The following is a 15,147-nucleotide window of genomic DNA, read 5'->3' as shown; positions in this document are numbered from 1 at the left end:
GCCATCGCGACTGATTGGAGCGCCGAACCGGCCGCTCACACAGGAATTGCGTGGGAGCGGCTTTAGCCGCAACGGCTCACTGCGCGAAGGCTTTGCCCAGGCCGCCCGGCACACCGCTGCTGTCGATATCCTGCCATGGTCCTTCAGGGTTCACCGACCAGCTCCAGCCGTTGTTCCAACGGTAGTAAGTGCGCTGGCGATAGAAGGTATTGGGTTGCTTCTCCAACACGTACACGCCCATTTTCGGGTCCCAGTGACTGGCGCCACCTGGTGGCGGCGCGAAGCTGGCGGATGTGCGCGGCATTGGCTTGGGCGCCGCGGGTTGGCCTGGCTTGGGCGCGCCGGGCTTGGCACCTGGCAGCGGCTGGACCACGGGGCCTTTGGGCGGTGGTGCGGTTTCGATGGGCGGCGTCGGGCGCTCGACCGGGCGATGGACCGTACAGGCGCCGAGCCCCAGGGCCAGGGCGATGACGGTCAGGCGGGCGATACTGTGCATGGTGCGATGTCTCACGAATCGGGGCTGTCGATGATCAGGTGCGTGGTGGCCTGGGTGTCGCTCGCCAACGGCGCGCTCTGCCCGATCCATTCGCCCTGCATGGGCTGCCCGCTACGGGAAATGCGGGCAACCAGTTTGACTTGGCCGGCCCCGGACAGTTTCATCGACGCCAGCATGGCATCGGCATCGGACAATTCCACCTCAGTGGGCAACTGCGCCACGGTCAGGCGCTTGGCCGCCAAAGGTGCGCCAGGACCACTGGCCGCTCGGGCGAAGACGAACACCGTGTCGTCGCCACGTACCTTGTCCTTGAGCGCTGCGGCCAATTCCACACGGACCTTCAAACGCGCTTGCGTGGCCGGCGCCCCGCCTGCGGCGCGCAATTTTTCGGCCGCGCGGTCGATGCCGCCTTGCAGCGCCGTGCGCGAGCTGTCTTCGGCCGGCAGTTGCGCCAGAAGACGCTGCCAGTAACCGATCGCTTCCTGGTAACGCTCACCTTCGAACGCGGCGATGCCCAGCAGACCCAGGCTGGTCACTTCGTGGGGATCGCCCTGCAAGGCCTCGGCGGTGAGCGCCTGAATCTGCGCCGTCCAGTGTTTGTCGTTGGCGAAGTACAACGCCTGCGCCCACTGGCCGAGCACGTCTGGCTGGCGCCCGGCCAGTGCCACGGCACGGGCGTACACGGCGGCCGCCTCGGCTGGACGCTGCTCGGCCATGTAGGCACGACCGAGGAAGTACAGACTCTCGGCCGAGTCGGGTTGCGCCTCGACCGCGCGTTCCAGGCGCGAGGTCATCTCGGCCAGGGACGCGGGCGGCTGGGCGAACTCCTGGGTCAGGCGGATCTGCTCGACGGCGCCGAAATGCAGGTACAGCCCCATGGCCGCCAGCGGCAACGCTATTGCCAGCGCCACCGGCAAGGCGACACCGAGCTTGCGATGCCCGCCCGGCTCCGCCGACTCGGTGTCGGCCAGCAGTTCGCGGGCGGCCTCGGCGCGGCCGCGCTGCAACTGCTCGGCGTCGAGCAATCCCGCCTCGGCCTGGCCGGCCAGCTCGGCGACGCGTTCCTGGTAGAGCGCGACATTGAGCGCGGTGCGGTCCTGTTCCCGTTGCTGGCGGTGGCCGCGCAGAATCGGAATCAGCAGAAAACCGAGCGCCGCCAGCAGCAGCAACCCGGCAGCAAACCAGAGTTCAGTCATGGGAAGGGTCTTGTTTCAACAGTGTGGCCAGCCGCGCGTGCTCGCTGGGGGAAAGGTCGGCGGCAGCGCCTTGGTCGCTGACACGGCGGCGTCGCACGATCAATGCCAATACACCCAAGCCGCCCACCAGCAATACGCCAGGGCCGAACCACAGCAACCAGGTGCGGGCATTCAGGGCCGGCTTGTAGCGCACGAAATCGCCATAGCGATCGACCATGAAATCGACGATCTGCCGGTTGCTCAGGCCCTCGCCCAGCATGCGGAAGATCTCCCGGCGCAGGTCGGCGGCGATTGGCGCATTGGAATCGGCGATGTCCTGGTTCTGGCATTTCGGGCAACGCAGTTCCTTGGTGAGCTGCTGATAGCGCTCGCGTTCGGCCTGATCGCGGAACTGATAAGTGTCGATGGCGGCCTGGGCGCCGGCGCTCAGCACCACACCAAGCACCAATGCGCTCATGCGGCGCTTCATGGCGTGGTCCCGTCCAGCAGTTGCTGGTAGCGCGGGGCAAGCTGCTCGCGCCAGACACTGGCGTCCACCACCCCCACATGCTTGTAGCGGATGATGCCCTGGGCATCGATCAGGAAGGTCTCCGGCGCGCCGTACACGCCAAGGTCCAGGCCCAGGGTGCCTTGGGCATCGTCGATGTCGAGCTGGTACGGGTTGTGGAACTCGGCCAGCCATTTCTGCGCTGCGGCGTTGTCGTCCTTGTAGTTGATGCCATGGATGACCACGCCCTGCTCGGCCAACTGATTCAGGTAGGGATGTTCGACCTTGCACGACGGGCACCAGGTGCCCCAGACGTTGACCAGCGCCGGACGCCCCCGCACGTCGGCCTCGGTCAAGGTGCGCCCGCCCTGCACCGCCTTGAGCGAGAAGGCCGGAAACGCCTTGCCGATCATCGCCGAAGGCAATTCGTCGGGCTTCAAGAACAGCCCTTTATAGAGAAACACCGCCAGCAGCAGAAAAGCCGCCAGAGGCAACAGCATCATCCAGCGTTTCATGCGTTCGCTCCCGCCACACCCAACACGTCGCGCACCCGCGCTTTGACTTTCAATCGGTAACGTCGGTCCAGCGCCGCCAGCACACCGCCGAGCCCGGTCAACAGGCCACCCAGCCAGATCCAGCGCACGTAGGGCTTGATGTGCACGCGCACGGCCCAGGCACCGTTTTCCAAAGGCTCGCCCAGGGCCACGTACAGGTCGCGGGTAAAGCCTGCGTCGATGCCGGCTTCGGTCATCATCGAGCGCTGCACGGTGTACAGGCGTTTTTCCGGGTGCAGCACCGACACCTCGCGCCCCTCACGGGACACACGCACGGTCCCCTTGTCGGAGATGAAGTTGGGCCCTTCGAAATGTCGCGCACCTTCGAACAGGAAGCGGTAACCACCCAGTTCGATGCTCTCGCCCGGCGCCATGCGCAGGTCGCGCTCGGCGCTGTTGTGGCTCGACAACACCACGCCCAAGGCGCACACCACCAGACCCAGATGGGCGAGCTGCATGCCCCAGTAGCTGCGCCCCAAGCCGCCCAGGCCTTTGAACAGACCGCGATGGCGGGTCTTGTCGAACACGTCGCGTAGCCCGGCCAGCACCACCCAGGCAGCCAGGGCGAAGGTCGCCAGCACCGGCCAGTCGAAATCCTCCACCAGCCACCCCGCCAGCGGCGCGGCCACCACCGTGCCGACCAGCACCGGCGTGAGCATGCTCGCCAGCCAGCGGCCGGGGGTGTCTTTCCAGCGCACCAGCACGCCGACGCCGAGCACCAGCATCAGCAGCGCCATCAGCGGCAGGAACAGGGCATCGAAATACGGCGGGCCGACCGACAGCTTGGCGCCGGTCAGGGCATCGAGGATCAGCGGATACAGGGTGCCGAGCAGAATCATCGAAGCGGCCACCACCAGCACCAGATTGTTGGCCAGCAGCAGCGTTTCGCGCGACCACAGGGCAAAGCCCACCTGGCTCTTGACCACCGGCGCGCGCCAAGCGAACAAGGCCAGCGAACTGCCCACCACGAGCAGCAGGAAGATCAGGATGAACACCCCGCGCGCCGGATCGGCGGCGAAAGCGTGTACCGAAGTCAGCACCCCGGAACGGACCAGGAACGTCCCCAGCAGGCTTAGCGAGAAGGCGGCGATGGCCAACAGCACGGTCCAGCTCTTGAACACGCCACGCTTTTCCGTCACCGCCAGCGAATGCAGCAGCGCCGTGCCCACCAGCCAGGGCATGAAGGAAGCGTTTTCCACCGGGTCCCAGAACCACCAACCGCCCCAGCCCAGTTCGTAATAGGCCCACCACGAACCCAGGGTGATGCCCACGCCCAGGAACGCCCAGGCCACCAGCGTCCAGGGCCGCGACCAGCGCGCCCAGGCCGCGTCCAGCCGCCCGCCGAGCAGCGCAGCGATGGCGAAGGCGAAGGCCACCGAAAAACCGACATAGCCCATGTACAGCATCGGCGGATGGACGATCAGGCCGATGTCCTGCAACAACGGGTTCAGGTCACGGCCATTGCTTGGCACTTGCGGCAACAAGCGCTGGAAGGGGTTGGAGGTGACGATCAGAAAGCTCAGGAAGCCCACGCTGATCATGCCCATCACCGCCAGCACCCGCGCCAGCATGACCTGCGGCAGGTGCCGTGAGCAGACCGACACGGCGAAAGTCCAGCCGCCCAGGATCAAAGCCCAGAGCAGCAGCGAGCCTTCGTGGGCGCCCCATACGGCACTGAACTTGTAGTACCAGGGCAAGGCGGTGTTGGAGTTGCTGGCGACGTAGGCGACCGAGAAGTTGTCGGTCATGAAGGCGTGGGTCAGGCAGGCGAAGGCCAGCACCAGGAAGGCGAACTGCCCCCAGGCGGCCGGACGCGCCAGGCCCATCCACAGGCGGTCGCCGCGCCAGGCGCCGACCAGCGGTACGCTGGCCTGCACCGCGGCGAAGCAGATCGCCAGGATCATCGCCAACTGGCCCAGCTCGGGTATCAACAGGGCCGCGTTCATGGGCGAGCCTGCGGGTCGGTGCCGGCTTGGCCGTTTTCCTTGAGCGCTTTGGTCACTTCCGGCGGCATGTACTTCTCGTCGTGCTTGGCCAGCACTTCGTCGGCCACCACCACGCCGTTGGCGTCGAGCTTGCCGAGAGCGACGATGCCCTGTCCTTCGCGGAACAGGTCGGGAAGAATGCCGCGGTAGGTGATGGGCACCGACTTGTTGAAATCGGTGACCACGAAGCGCACGTCGAGCGAGTCACCGGAGCGCTGCACCGAGCCCTGCTCGACCATGCCGCCGGCGCGGATGCGGGTATCGCGCGGTGCTTCGCCGTTGGCGATCTGGGTTGGGGTGTAGAACAGGTTGATGTTCTGCTGCAGGGCACTCAGGGCGAAACCCACGGCCAGGGCCACGCCGGCCACCAAGGCAAGGATGATGAAAAGACGTTTCTTGCGCTGCGGATTCACGACGTGCTCTCCCGGCGCAGACGACGCGCCTCTTCTTGCAGGTAACGCCGCCGGGCGCGCCAGGGCGCGACGACGTTGATGGCCAGTACCAGCAGGCAGAAGCCGTAGGCCGACCACACATACAGGCCATGGTGGCCCATGGCGATGAACTCAGGGAACGAAGCGAAACTCATCGGTGCGCCTCCCGACCCAGGGCTCTGCAGACTTCGTCCCTGACCCAACTGGCCCGCGCTTCGCGCTTGAGCACTTCCAGGCGCATGCGCAGCAGCAGCAACGCGCCGAACAGGCAGTAGAAGCCCAGCGCGGTGAACAGCAGCGGCAGCCACATCTCCATGGGCATCGCCGGCTTTTCCGTGAGGGTGAAGGTGGCGCCCTGGTGCAAGGTGTTCCACCACTCGACCGAATACTTGATGATCGGAATGTTCACCACGCCAACGATGGCCAGCACTGCGCAGGCCTTGGCGGCGCTGTCACGATTGCCGATCGCCTGGCCCAGCGCGATGAGGCCGAAGTACAGAAACAGCAGGATCAGCATCGACGTCAGGCGGGCATCCCACACCCACCAGCTGCCCCAGGTCGGCTTGCCCCAGATCGCCCCGGTGACCAGCGCCAGAGCGGTCATCCAAGCGCCGATGGGTGCGGCGCATTGCAGCGCGACGTCGGCCAGCTTCATCTTCCAGACCAGCCCCACGGCGCCGGCGACCGCCAGCATGACGTAGCAGGACTGCGCCAGCATGGCTGCCGGCACATGGATGTAGATGATGCGGAAACTGTTGCCCTGCTGGTAGTCCTCGGGCGCAAAGGCCAGGCCCCAGACCATACCGATGCCCAGCAGCAGCGCCGCGGCGATGGCCAGCCAGGGCAGCAGACGGCCGCTGATGGCATAGAACCATTTGGGCGATCCGAGTTTGTGGAACCACGTCCAGCTCATTTTCATCAGGGTGCATCCAAATGTGTGCCGGGCTTTCCGTGCCCGGTGCTCGTTATTCGCCGACGCTGATCTTCAGCCCGGCGGCAATCGCAAAGGGGGCCAGGGTCACTGTCAGGGCCGCCAGACTCGCCAGCCACAGCAGCTGGCCAGTGGCGGGCATAGTGTGCAGCGCCGCTTGCAGCGCGCCACTGCCCAGGATCAATACCGGTATGTACAGCGGCAGGATCAGCAGAGCCAGCAACAGGCCGCCGCGCTTGAGCCCTACCGTCAACGCTGCGCCCACCGCGCCCAGCAGGCTCAACACGGGTGTGCCCAGCAGCAGGGACGCCAGCAGCACCGGCAAGCAGGCGCTGGGCAGGCCGAGCATCAGGGCCAGCAGCGGCGCCAACAATACCAGCGCCAGCCCGGAAAAGGTCCAGTGCGCTAGAACCTTGGCCAGCACCAGCATCGGTAGTGGATGCGGCGACAGTACCCATTGCTCCAGCGAGCCGTCTTCGAAATCGCTGCGGAACAGGCCGTCGAGCGACAGCAGTACCGCCAAGAGCGCCGCGACCCAGATCAGACCCGGCGACAGCGTCTGCAACTGTTTCGATTCGGGGCCCACGGCCAGCGGAAACATGGCCACCACGATGGCGAAGAACACCAGCGGGTTGGCCAGTTCGGCCGGGCGGCGGCATAGCAGACGCGCTTCGCGGCGCAGCAATAAGATGAACACGCTCATGCTACGCCCTGCCCCAGGTGCAACTCGCGATAGCCAGGCGGGCGCTCGCGCAGTTCGTGGTGGGTGGTGAGCACCACGGTGCCGCCCGTCTTGCAATGGGCGGCCAAGTGCCGCTCGAGCTGGTCCACGCCGTGCTTGTCGAGCGCGGTGAAGGGTTCGTCGAGAATCCACAAGGCCGGCCCCGGCAGGTGCAGCCGAGCCAGGGCGACACGGCGCTGTTGCCCGGCGGACAGCGTATGGCACGGCACGTCTTCGAACCCGCGCAGGCCGACGGCGGTGAGCGCCCGGTCGATGGCCGCGGCATCGGCAGGCTGGTGCAGGGCGCACAGCCAGGTCAGGTTCTCCTGGGCGGTGAGCCTGTCCTTGATGCCGGCACTGTGGCCGATCCACAGCAGCCCCGCCTGCTGCGCGCGACGCCGGTCAGCGAGCGGCGCACCCTCGACCAGCAACTGCCCGGCACTCGGCTGCATCAGCCCAGCGAGCAAGCGCAGCAGGCTGGTCTTGCCACTGCCGTTGGGGCCGCTGACCTGCAGCAGGTCGCCCGCGCGCAGGTCGAGGTCCAAGCGCTCGAAAAGCAGGCGCCCGTCGCGTTCGCAGGCAAGGCCGATGGCCTGGAGGTGGAAGGTCACGGTACCGCCTTATGCTGTGGTGTCATCCCAGGAACTGCGGGTTCGCTCGGGCTCGAAGCGCGAATGATGCCCCTGCGCCGCCTCAAGTCGGCAGGGCCGCTGCCGTTACAATGGCAATGACCCGCACCGGGTGGGTCGCCGCGCGGCCGGCATTATACATAGACCGCGCCTGTCCCGACGGTCAGGTTAAGCAGGTTGTATACAATCATGACCGAGATCAATAGTCTTCCCCCGCAAGCGGCTTCGCCGCCGTCCAGCGCCCGACCGGCGACGAGCGGTGAGGTCTTGCGCCTGGCCGATGCCCGGGAAGGCATGCTGCCACCCGGTACCACCGCCCAGGCCGAAGTGCTCAGCCTGCGTCAGGTGGGCCAGGCGTTCCAGATGATGTTGCGCCTGACCCTGGCCAACGGCCTGCAAACACAAGTGCAGGCCAGCGCCAACCAGCCCCTGCCACTGGGCAGCCAACTGACGGTCAGCCAGCCCCAGGGCAGCCAACTGGCCGTGGTGCTGCAATCGGCGGCGAGCAACCCCCAAGCGGCGCTGACCCGTCTGGACACCCGCGAGACGCCGGTAGGCAGCCTGTTGCAAGGCAAGGTGCTGACCACTCAGATTTTGCCCGCCGTGGCCGGTCAGGCGGCCCTCTATCGCTCGCTGGTGAGCCTGTTCGGCGGCACCCAGGCCGGTACCACGCTGACCATCGACAGCCCTCGCCCGTTACCGTTGGGCAGCCTGCTCAGCGCTCAGGTGACGGGCGACCAGTCGCTGCGTTTCGTGCCGTTGAGCGGGCGCCAGGAGCAGCTGGCCGTCGCCCAGCAGTTGCTGACCCAACAAGGCCGGCAGGCCGACCTGAGCGGGGTGCTCGGCAGCCTGCAGAACCTGGCCGACGACCCCGATGCCAGTGCGCAACTGCGCAGCAGCGCCGAGCGCCTGCTCAACAGCCTGCCCGATGTGCGCCAACTGAGCGACGGCAAAGGCTTGGCCCAGGCCCTGGCCAACAGCGGCGGTTTTCTCGAGGCCAAGCTCACCGGAGGGCAGACGGCGGCGCTGGCCACCGACCTCAAGGCCAACCTGCTGCGGCTGATGGCGCAAGTCAGCCAGGCCAGCGGCGCTCCGGCGTTCACGCCACCCACTGGCGCGGCCCTGGCACCGCTGCTACCCGGCTCCACCCGAGCCGCCTTGGGGATGCTCGGCAATGCCTCGCCCCGCCCGCAGCCCGGCGCTTTCCCCCTCCCCTCGCGGCTGCTGCAAAACCTGGAAGCCGAAGGCGATCTGGAACAACTGCTGCGCCTGGCGGCCGGCGCCGTCTCGCGCCTGCAAAGCCATCAACTGAGCAGCCTGCAACAGACCGGTATGACCGAAGACGGCACGTTGCAAAGCACCTGGCAGACGGAGATTCCGTTGCGCCACGGTCAGGAATTCGTCCCGTTGCAGATCAAACTGCAGCGCGAGGACCGCGAGGACGCCGCCGACCCTCAAACCGACCGCCGAACGGCCAATGGCGAACCGGGCGACTCCTCATGGCGCATCGAACTGGCCTTCGACCTGCACCCGCTCGGCCCCCTGCAAGTGCAGGCGCAACTGAGCCAAGGCCGTCTGTCAGGCCAGCTATGGGCCGAACGGCCGACTACCGCGCGCCTGCTCGACAGCCAACTGGGCGCCCTGCGCGAACGCCTGCTCGGTTGCGGATTGGACGTCGGCGACTTGCACTGCCACGCCGGCACGCCGCCGCAAGGCCCGCGCACCCGCCTCGAACAACGTTGGGTAGACGAAAACGCATGAACCGCCCTCCCCGCCAAGCCATCGCCCTGTCCTACGACGGCGAACAGGCGCCGACCCTGAGCGCCAAGGGCGACGACGAACTGGCCGACGCCATCCTGGCCCTGGCCCGCGAGCACGAAGTGCCGATCTACGAGAACGCCGAACTGGTGCGACTGCTGGCGCGCCTGGAGCTGGGCGAGCAGATTCCCGAAGCGCTGTACCTGACCATCGCCGAGATCATCGCCTTCGCCTGGCAACTGCGCGGCAAGGTGCCGGCCGACTTCGAACCCACGGCCCGCGAGCGCGATGTGACCCCCGACCTGCCCCGTCTGCCGCCACCCGATACGCCTGCGCGTTGAGGGCAGCCTGGCCTCTCCAGTCGCGGTGCCAGCATTAACTACCGCGTTTTGCGCGCCCATGGGGTCGAATCTTCCGGGCTTCCCGTACTGGAGAACCCCCCATGACTCGCACTGGTATCAACGTTCAAGGCGTGCAACGCGTACGCGACCACCTGGCTCGACTGCCACGGCCCGACCGTGAAGCGCAAAAGGCCATCGGCAGTTGGTTGCGCAGCCAAGGCGTCAGCCTCGATCCGGATGAGATCGACGTGGTGACCTTGCACATACAGCCTCAGGCCTCAGGCCGCTATCACGCACAAATCGTGCAGCGGATCAGTCTGGCGCAGGCGGTGCTGACCAACTGGCAAGGCGAATCGGCCAACGACGTCTTCAATGCACTGGTCGGCGCGCCTTGGGCCGGGCACTTCCCCCGCGACGGCGAAATTGATGTCGTCGAGCAGCTCGAGCACCTCCCCGAAGTGCCGAGCCAATATCAGCACCGTGTGTTCAACGGTCTGTTCCGTCGCCGGGAGCCTGCTCTGTTCGACACCTCGACGCTGATCGACATTGCCGCCGAGACCTTGCAGAGCCATATCGAGGGCCTGGATTTCCACACCCGCTACAAGGGCCAGCTGCACACCTATTGGGAGGCTCACCTGGACGAGCATCGCCTGTGCTGCAAGCTCAACTTCGTCGCCGCCTGCAACAAGCAGTCCGCCGAAGGCAGCCTCAGCGAAGCGGCGCGCGGGCTGGCCTGGCAGGCCGCGGCGCTGCTGCCGCGCAGCGCTGCCTTGCGCGCCAGTCTGCTGAACATCTATGGCTATGCCGCCACCGACCTGCTCTGCCTGCACGATACCCACAGCGACCTCACGGTTCTGTACATGCCCGGCAACAGCTCACCGCTGCTCGAGTTCGCCAGCCACGACCAGCTCAAGGACTGGATCGGCGATCAGTGCAAGGACGCAACCAAACGCCTGCACCTCAAGCGCCACTTCCGCCTGGCCGACGGCCCGCAGGGCATCGATTTCAGCGGCCTGGACACCGCCTTGGAAGGCCTGGCCGCCTATCCGGAAAGCCACACCCTGCCCCCGGAACATGGCTTTTTCAACGACGACGGCAAGTGGCCGCCACGGACCTACGTCAATTACCGCCCCGACACCTACAGCCCGGCCCTCGAAGGCGACCTGTTCCAGGCCCTGGCCGAGCGCCAGCGCCAGCGCAGCCTGGACGACGCCGACTTCCTCATCACCAGCAGCGAAGAGGTGCGCAAGCAGCGCTGGCGCCACTACCTGACCAATGCCCTGACCCTGCTCCTGCCGTTGTCCTTCGTAGTGCCCGGCCTCGCCCCCCTGCTCGCGGTCGGCGGCATCGTGCAGCTGGGGTTCGGTCTGGACCAGGCGATCAACGGCAAGACCCTCGAGGACAAGCTCGATGGCGTCGGCAACATCGCCTATGGCCTGTTCAACGCCGTGCCCGGTGTGCTGGTAGTCGCCGACAAGGCCGCAGACGCGCTGTTCCAGACCTGGCGTGAAGGCTTCGTGGTGCCGACCCGGCTGAACGATCAGATCGGCTACCCCTTGAGCCCGATCGACCCGCCGCGCCTGCCCGACCTGGAAGTCGCACCCTACTTCCATCGACCATTGCGCATCGAACCCTTGGCCAATGGCGACGACGTAGTGGCCCAAGCGGTCTCGCGCTACCCGCGCTACGATGGCAACCTCGACTCGCTGCGCGGCTATTACGAACCGGTCGAGGGCTATGTCGAATCGCTCAATCTGGTGTATGACATGGAAAACAACCTGTTCCTGCGCGAGGAAGACCTCAACGAGGTCGAGCCGCAGTATTTCGAGCCCGAGCCAGGCACCGGCAACATGCGCAAGGCCAGCGCCACCAACCCCCAGGTCACCGACGCCATGCGCGTGGCGACGTTGCGCGCCCTGGGCATCGACCTGCCGCTGCCCGTCGAGCTACCACCGCTCGCGCCTGAAGGCGCAACCCCCATCCCCCAGCAGATCACTGCGCTGTGGGTCGGCAACAAACGCATCGACGAGAAGGTGCTGGACAATCTTGCGCACAATGCTCAAGCCCTGACGGACAGCGCCTACCAATACCGCCTGATGCTGTCCAACAGCAGCACCGAGGTGTTCGCCCACAACGTGGCGCAGCTCAATGCCCGCGTGCCTGGTCTGCAGGTGTTGACCTTGGAGGAGCAAGGCTTCTATCAAGGCTTTCAACAGAGCGGCAATTACGCCCAGTACCAGGCGGCGATCGGCAACGGTGGCGCGGCGAGCAATTTCGCTTCGGCCGCCGATGTGCTGCGCTACCCGATGCTGCACAGCGAAGGCGGCTTGTACATGGACGTCGACGACGCTCTGATCGTCGATCCCGACACCGGCAAGGCCATGCTCGACAACGTGAAGCTGGAAGCGACGCCCGATGGCCTGCTGCTGAACGTGCCTGTGCAGAACGAAATCATGGGGCTGAACTCGGTGTACAACAACAGCATGATCGGCAGCCACGCCGGCAATCCGACGCTGTTGTCGATCAGCCAGGAGATGCGCAGCCGTTACATGAGCGCGGTGGAGCCTTACCCGATCCGCCCTAACCGCAATACCAACCCGGTGCTGTTCAAACGCTACGCCACACAAGTGAGCTGGCTCAGCGGACCGGGGCTGCTGACCGACGTGGTGGACCGCCTATCGCCGGATCTGTACAGGTTGCGCCAGCTCGCGCATCTGTACATGATTCCGCGCCTCAACAGCTATCAATTCGTCGACCTGAACGCCCTGAACGCCGTGCGTGAGGCACGTTTGCCGCTGATGCGCGTGGCCAGGATCGGCCATCTGCACTCGTGGGCCTGAAAGAAGGTAGAAGCAAGGCCATACGGCTCGGCGCCTCGCAAGGGCCGAGTCGTGGGTGGATTGGAAAGGGACGCCGCAGGGCGGCACCGCCCGCTCGCAACGGGGCGTCGCCCTGAAGGCAGTCTGCCTTAGGGCGCGCGGTGCAGTTTGCTCATCAACTGCGCCTCGGCCTGGGTCAGGCCGCAGGTCTGGGTCAGTTCTTCGATGCTGGCGCCCATGCCCACCAGCTTGGCGGCCTGGGAGAACGTCATGTCGTTGGGGTCGCGCTGTTCGAGCTGCAACAACTTGTCGGGCAGCGGCGCCACCACGCTGCGCAGCTCATGGAGGGCGTCTCCCATGCGCACGGTGACGTTCTGGTAGTCGTCCAGGCGCTTGGCCAGGTCCTTGATGCGCTGATCGCGCAGCGCATCGCCCACCGCCTGCTCGGCCAGCACCTGGCGCTGGCGCTTGCTGTAGTTGAGGAACAACCACAGGCTCACGGCCCATAGCAACGCCAGGAACAGCACCGCCACCTCGAAGATCACCTCAGATGTTCTCCAGTTCCGACCATTCTTCCTCGGTCATCATCTTGTCCAGCTCGACCAGGATCAGCAGCTCGCCGTTCTTGTTGCACACGCCCTGGATGAACTTGGCCGATTCGTCGTTACCGACGTTGGGCGCGGTTTCGATCTCGGACTGGCGCAGGTAGACCACTTCGGCGACGCTGTCGACCAGGATGCCGACCACTTGCTTGTCCGCCTCGATGATCACCACACGGGTGTTGTCGGTCACTTCGGTGGGCATCAGGCCAAAGCGCTGGCGCGTGTCGATCACGGTGACCACGTTGCCGCGCAGGTTGATGATGCCCAGCACGTAGCTGGGCGCCCCCGGTACCGGCGCGATCTCGGTGTACCGCAGGACTTCCTGGACCTGCATGACGTTGATGCCATAGGACTCATTGTCCAGGCGGAAGGTTACCCATTGCAGAATCGGGTCTTCGGAGCCCTGCGCAGACGATTTTTTCATTCCCCTACCCTCGAAATCCGCCAGTGGCGGTGTGTGCGGCTGTGTCATTGGTGTTTGGCGTGCATCTGCTTGACGGCGCCACTGGCGATCAGTTCCGCCAGTTCGGCGACGTCGAGCAAGGCGCACATGTGTTCGATCACGGTGCCGGCCAGCCACGGGCGTTGGCCCCGTTGGCTGCGCCATTTGATTTCGTCCGGGTCCAGGCGCAACGAGCGGCTGACCTGATGCACAGCCAGCCCCCACTCGTAGCCCTGCACCGAGATCACGTATTGCAGGCCCTGGCGGAAGTCGTCGCGGTAGCGGTCGGGCATCACCCAGCGCGCGGTGTCGAGCACTTTGAGGTTGCCGGCCTGGCACGTGAGGATGCCGAGGAACCAGTCGGGCTGGCCGAACAGCGGTGTCAGCTCCTGGCCCGCCAGCGGATAGATCGAGCCCAGGCAGACCAACGGCACGGCCAGGGTCAGCCCGGCGACGTCGAACAGCAGGCACTCGAACGGCTCGGCCGCCCAGGCTGGGCGGCCGGTATCGTTGGCCGGCGGCTGCGGCGGCAGCACGGCAGGCCGGTGCACGTCGGCCACCGGCGCCAGCGGCTCGACATCGAGCTCGACGACCGGCTCGCTCGACGCCGACACAGGGATCTCTGTCGGCACCTGCTCGTCGGCCACGGTCGGGACCGCCTCGGGCAGCGTGAGCACGCTGGGCAGTACCGGCGGCGTCGGTTCGGCGAATGGCCGCGACGGTACGCTGACCAGCGTTACCGGCTGGCGACGGGCATCGCGCTGCTGCTCTTCGCGCACGGCCTGGGCGAAATCGTCGGCGTCGCCGTGCGCCTCGGCGACGGGCGCATCCGGCAACTCGGTGGCCTCCTGCAGCAACCCGTCAAGGTAGGACTGCAAGGCCAGTTGCGGCTTGCTGGCAAGCGGTCGGGGTGCGTTCATCAGGCCACCTGCAAAGCGTTACGGTAGGTCAACAGGTGCTTGAGCAGCGCGCGGTAGGCGATCAGGCCGCGGCTCTTGGCATCGTGCTGGCTGGGAGTGACGCCAGCGCGGCTGGCATCGCGCAGGCGTGTGTCGACCGGGATGTAGCCCTGCCAGACCTGTTCGGGGTAACTGTCGCGCAGCAGCTTGAGGGTGCCCATCGACGCCTGCGTGCGGCGGTCGAACAAGGTCGGCACGATCTGGTACGGCAGGGCCTGTTTGCGCGAACGGTTGATCATGGTCAGGGTGCTGACCATGCGCTCCAGGCCTTTGACGGCGAGAAACTCGGTCTGCACCGGAATCACCAGTTGTTGGCTCGCGGCCAGGGCGTTGACCATCAACACGCCGAGCAACGGTGGGCTGTCGATCAAGGCGAAATCGAAATCCTGCCATAGCTGCGCCAGGCTCTTGGCGATCACCAGCCCGAGGCCGTTCTGCCCCGGTGACTGGCGCTCCAGCACCGCCAGCGCGGTGCTCGACGGCAACAGCGAGATGCGCTCGTCGCTGGTCGGCAGCAGCAATTGGCCCGGCAGCCCCTCGGGGACTGCGCCCTTGTGCTGGAACAGGTCGTAGCAACTGTGTTCGAGGGCATCGGGGTTGTGCCCGAAATAACTGGTCATCGAGCCGTGCGGATCGAGGTCGACGACGATCACGCGCTTGCCCGCCTCGGCCAGCAGGCCCGCGAGTGCGATGGTCGTGGTGGTCTTGCCGACCCCACCTTTTTGATTGGCGACTGCCCAGACTCTCATGGTGCCTTGATTCCTCCCGGACGGCCGACAGCCTTGCCGGGAACGGT

Annotated in this window: 17 protein-coding genes; 3 read left to right on the top strand and 14 right to left on the bottom strand. The window is 66.1% G+C overall.

Annotated elements, in window-relative coordinates; translation table 11 throughout:
• Nucleotides 1–76 precede the first annotated feature (76 nt).
• The 10 genes from ACSMEV_RS10755 to ccmA are packed head-to-tail and all read right to left on the bottom strand — an operon-like array spanning nucleotide 77 to nucleotide 7,412.
• The gene (locus ACSMEV_RS10755) at nucleotides 77–496 is read right to left on the bottom strand and encodes a hypothetical protein (protein ID WP_459205154.1); all 420 of its coding nucleotides are present in this window, start codon (nucleotides 494–496) and stop codon (nucleotides 77–79) included.
• 11 nt (nucleotides 497–507) lie between these two features.
• On the bottom strand, nucleotides 508–1,692 hold the full coding sequence (ccmI, locus tag ACSMEV_RS10750; RefSeq protein WP_459205153.1) for a c-type cytochrome biogenesis protein CcmI: 1,185 nt from the start codon (nucleotides 1,690–1,692) through the stop codon (nucleotides 508–510).
• Nucleotides 1,685–2,161 (bottom strand): cytochrome c-type biogenesis protein, encoded by a 477-nt coding sequence (locus ACSMEV_RS10745; RefSeq protein WP_459205152.1) that lies wholly within the window; start codon nucleotides 2,159–2,161, stop codon nucleotides 1,685–1,687. The genes ccmI and ACSMEV_RS10745 overlap by 8 nt, the downstream gene beginning before the upstream one ends.
• Nucleotides 2,158–2,694 carry a DsbE family thiol:disulfide interchange protein gene (locus ACSMEV_RS10740; RefSeq protein WP_459205151.1) on the bottom strand — a complete coding sequence of 179 codons (537 nt, stop codon included), beginning with the start codon at nucleotides 2,692–2,694 and terminating at the stop codon, nucleotides 2,158–2,160. The genes ACSMEV_RS10745 and ACSMEV_RS10740 overlap by 4 nt, the downstream gene beginning before the upstream one ends.
• Entirely contained in the window at nucleotides 2,691–4,664 is a 1,974-nt protein-coding gene (locus tag ACSMEV_RS10735) for a heme lyase CcmF/NrfE family subunit (protein WP_459208326.1), read from the bottom strand. Before ACSMEV_RS10735 ends, ACSMEV_RS10740 begins: the two co-directional genes overlap by 4 nt.
• A gap of 11 nt (nucleotides 4,665–4,675) precedes the next feature.
• Nucleotides 4,676–5,131 (bottom strand): cytochrome c maturation protein CcmE, encoded by a 456-nt coding sequence (gene ccmE / locus ACSMEV_RS10730; protein ID WP_459205150.1) that lies wholly within the window; start codon nucleotides 5,129–5,131, stop codon nucleotides 4,676–4,678.
• Nucleotides 5,128–5,304 carry a heme exporter protein CcmD gene (gene ccmD, locus ACSMEV_RS10725; protein WP_459205149.1) on the bottom strand — a complete coding sequence of 59 codons (177 nt, stop codon included), beginning with the start codon at nucleotides 5,302–5,304 and terminating at the stop codon, nucleotides 5,128–5,130. The genes ccmE and ccmD overlap by 4 nt, the downstream gene beginning before the upstream one ends.
• Nucleotides 5,301–6,068 (bottom strand): heme ABC transporter permease, encoded by a 768-nt coding sequence (locus ACSMEV_RS10720; RefSeq protein ID WP_459205148.1) that lies wholly within the window; start codon nucleotides 6,066–6,068, stop codon nucleotides 5,301–5,303. The genes ccmD and ACSMEV_RS10720 overlap by 4 nt, the downstream gene beginning before the upstream one ends.
• A gap of 46 nt (nucleotides 6,069–6,114) precedes the next feature.
• A complete protein-coding gene (gene ccmB / locus ACSMEV_RS10715; RefSeq protein WP_459205147.1) occupies nucleotides 6,115–6,783 on the bottom strand; it encodes a heme exporter protein CcmB in 669 nt (222 codons plus the stop codon).
• Nucleotides 6,780–7,412, bottom strand: coding sequence for a cytochrome c biogenesis heme-transporting ATPase CcmA (gene ccmA / locus ACSMEV_RS10710; protein WP_459205146.1), 633 nt, complete (start codon nucleotides 7,410–7,412; stop codon nucleotides 6,780–6,782). Before ccmA ends, ccmB begins: the two co-directional genes overlap by 4 nt.
• Nucleotides 7,413–7,619: 207 nt before the next feature.
• Here ccmA and fliK point away from each other — a divergent pair, with 207 nt between their 5' ends.
• The 3 genes from fliK to ACSMEV_RS10695 all read left to right on the top strand — a co-directional run bounded on the left by fliK (nucleotide 7,620) and on the right by ACSMEV_RS10695 (nucleotide 12,369).
• Nucleotides 7,620–9,191: a flagellar hook-length control protein FliK gene (gene fliK, locus ACSMEV_RS10705; RefSeq protein ID WP_459205145.1), complete on the top strand. Its 1,572-nt coding sequence runs from the start codon at nucleotides 7,620–7,622 to the stop codon at nucleotides 9,189–9,191.
• A complete protein-coding gene (locus ACSMEV_RS10700; RefSeq protein ID WP_459205144.1) occupies nucleotides 9,188–9,529 on the top strand; it encodes an EscU/YscU/HrcU family type III secretion system export apparatus switch protein in 342 nt (113 codons plus the stop codon). The genes fliK and ACSMEV_RS10700 overlap by 4 nt, the downstream gene beginning before the upstream one ends.
• A gap of 101 nt (nucleotides 9,530–9,630) precedes the next feature.
• Nucleotides 9,631–12,369, top strand: a complete 2,739-nt coding sequence (locus tag ACSMEV_RS10695; protein ID WP_459205143.1) for a dermonecrotic toxin domain-containing protein — start codon at nucleotides 9,631–9,633, stop codon at nucleotides 12,367–12,369.
• Between the two features lie 128 nt (nucleotides 12,370–12,497).
• On the opposite strand, the gene ACSMEV_RS10690 is transcribed toward ACSMEV_RS10695, so the two are convergent.
• Genes ACSMEV_RS10690 through ACSMEV_RS10675 form a run of 4 tightly spaced genes read right to left on the bottom strand, consistent with a single transcriptional unit; the run spans nucleotide 12,498 to nucleotide 15,100 of the window.
• Nucleotides 12,498–12,893, bottom strand: coding sequence for a DUF2802 domain-containing protein (locus ACSMEV_RS10690; RefSeq protein ID WP_459205142.1), 396 nt, complete (start codon nucleotides 12,891–12,893; stop codon nucleotides 12,498–12,500).
• 1 nt (nucleotide 12,894) lies between these two features.
• Nucleotides 12,895–13,374 (bottom strand): chemotaxis protein CheW, encoded by a 480-nt coding sequence (locus tag ACSMEV_RS10685; RefSeq protein ID WP_296264255.1) that lies wholly within the window; start codon nucleotides 13,372–13,374, stop codon nucleotides 12,895–12,897.
• Between the two features lie 44 nt (nucleotides 13,375–13,418).
• Nucleotides 13,419–14,312: a CheW domain-containing protein gene (locus ACSMEV_RS10680; protein WP_459205141.1), complete on the bottom strand. Its 894-nt coding sequence runs from the start codon at nucleotides 14,310–14,312 to the stop codon at nucleotides 13,419–13,421.
• Nucleotides 14,312–15,100 (bottom strand): ParA family protein, encoded by a 789-nt coding sequence (locus ACSMEV_RS10675; protein WP_459205140.1) that lies wholly within the window; start codon nucleotides 15,098–15,100, stop codon nucleotides 14,312–14,314. Before ACSMEV_RS10675 ends, ACSMEV_RS10680 begins: the two co-directional genes overlap by 1 nt.
• Between the last annotated feature and the right edge of the window lie 47 nt (nucleotides 15,101–15,147).

This window comes from Pseudomonas sp. MLB6B, from assembly GCF_054508135.1.
Note: the sequence above shows the minus strand (reverse complement) of the source record. Positions and strands in the feature narration are given on the sequence as shown.

Bases quoted from the DNA above. Each gene is read 5' to 3' on its own strand.
- ACSMEV_RS10755 (WP_459205154.1), bottom strand. From the start codon at position 496: ATGCACAGTATCGCCCGCCTGACCGTCATCGCCCTGGCCCTGGGGCTC.
- ccmI (WP_459205153.1), bottom strand. From the start codon at position 1,692: ATGACTGAACTCTGGTTTGCTGCCGGGTTGCTGCTGCTGGCGGCGCTC.
- ACSMEV_RS10745 (WP_459205152.1), bottom strand. From the start codon at position 2,161: ATGAAGCGCCGCATGAGCGCATTGGTGCTTGGTGTGGTGCTGAGCGCC.
- ACSMEV_RS10740 (WP_459205151.1), bottom strand. From the start codon at position 2,694: ATGAAACGCTGGATGATGCTGTTGCCTCTGGCGGCTTTTCTGCTGCTG.
- ccmD (WP_459205149.1), bottom strand. From the start codon at position 5,304: ATGAGTTTCGCTTCGTTCCCTGAGTTCATCGCCATGGGCCACCATGGC.
- ACSMEV_RS10720 (WP_459205148.1), bottom strand. From the start codon at position 6,068: ATGAAAATGAGCTGGACGTGGTTCCACAAACTCGGATCGCCCAAATGG.
- ccmB (WP_459205147.1), bottom strand. From the start codon at position 6,783: ATGAGCGTGTTCATCTTATTGCTGCGCCGCGAAGCGCGTCTGCTATGC.
- fliK (WP_459205145.1), top strand. From the start codon at position 7,620: ATGACCGAGATCAATAGTCTTCCCCCGCAAGCGGCTTCGCCGCCGTCC.
- ACSMEV_RS10700 (WP_459205144.1), top strand. From the start codon at position 9,188: ATGAACCGCCCTCCCCGCCAAGCCATCGCCCTGTCCTACGACGGCGAA.
- ACSMEV_RS10695 (WP_459205143.1), top strand. From the start codon at position 9,631: ATGACTCGCACTGGTATCAACGTTCAAGGCGTGCAACGCGTACGCGAC.
- ACSMEV_RS10685 (WP_296264255.1), bottom strand. From the start codon at position 13,374: ATGAAAAAATCGTCTGCGCAGGGCTCCGAAGACCCGATTCTGCAATGG.
- ACSMEV_RS10680 (WP_459205141.1), bottom strand. From the start codon at position 14,312: ATGAACGCACCCCGACCGCTTGCCAGCAAGCCGCAACTGGCCTTGCAG.
- ACSMEV_RS10675 (WP_459205140.1), bottom strand. From the start codon at position 15,100: ATGAGAGTCTGGGCAGTCGCCAATCAAAAAGGTGGGGTCGGCAAGACC.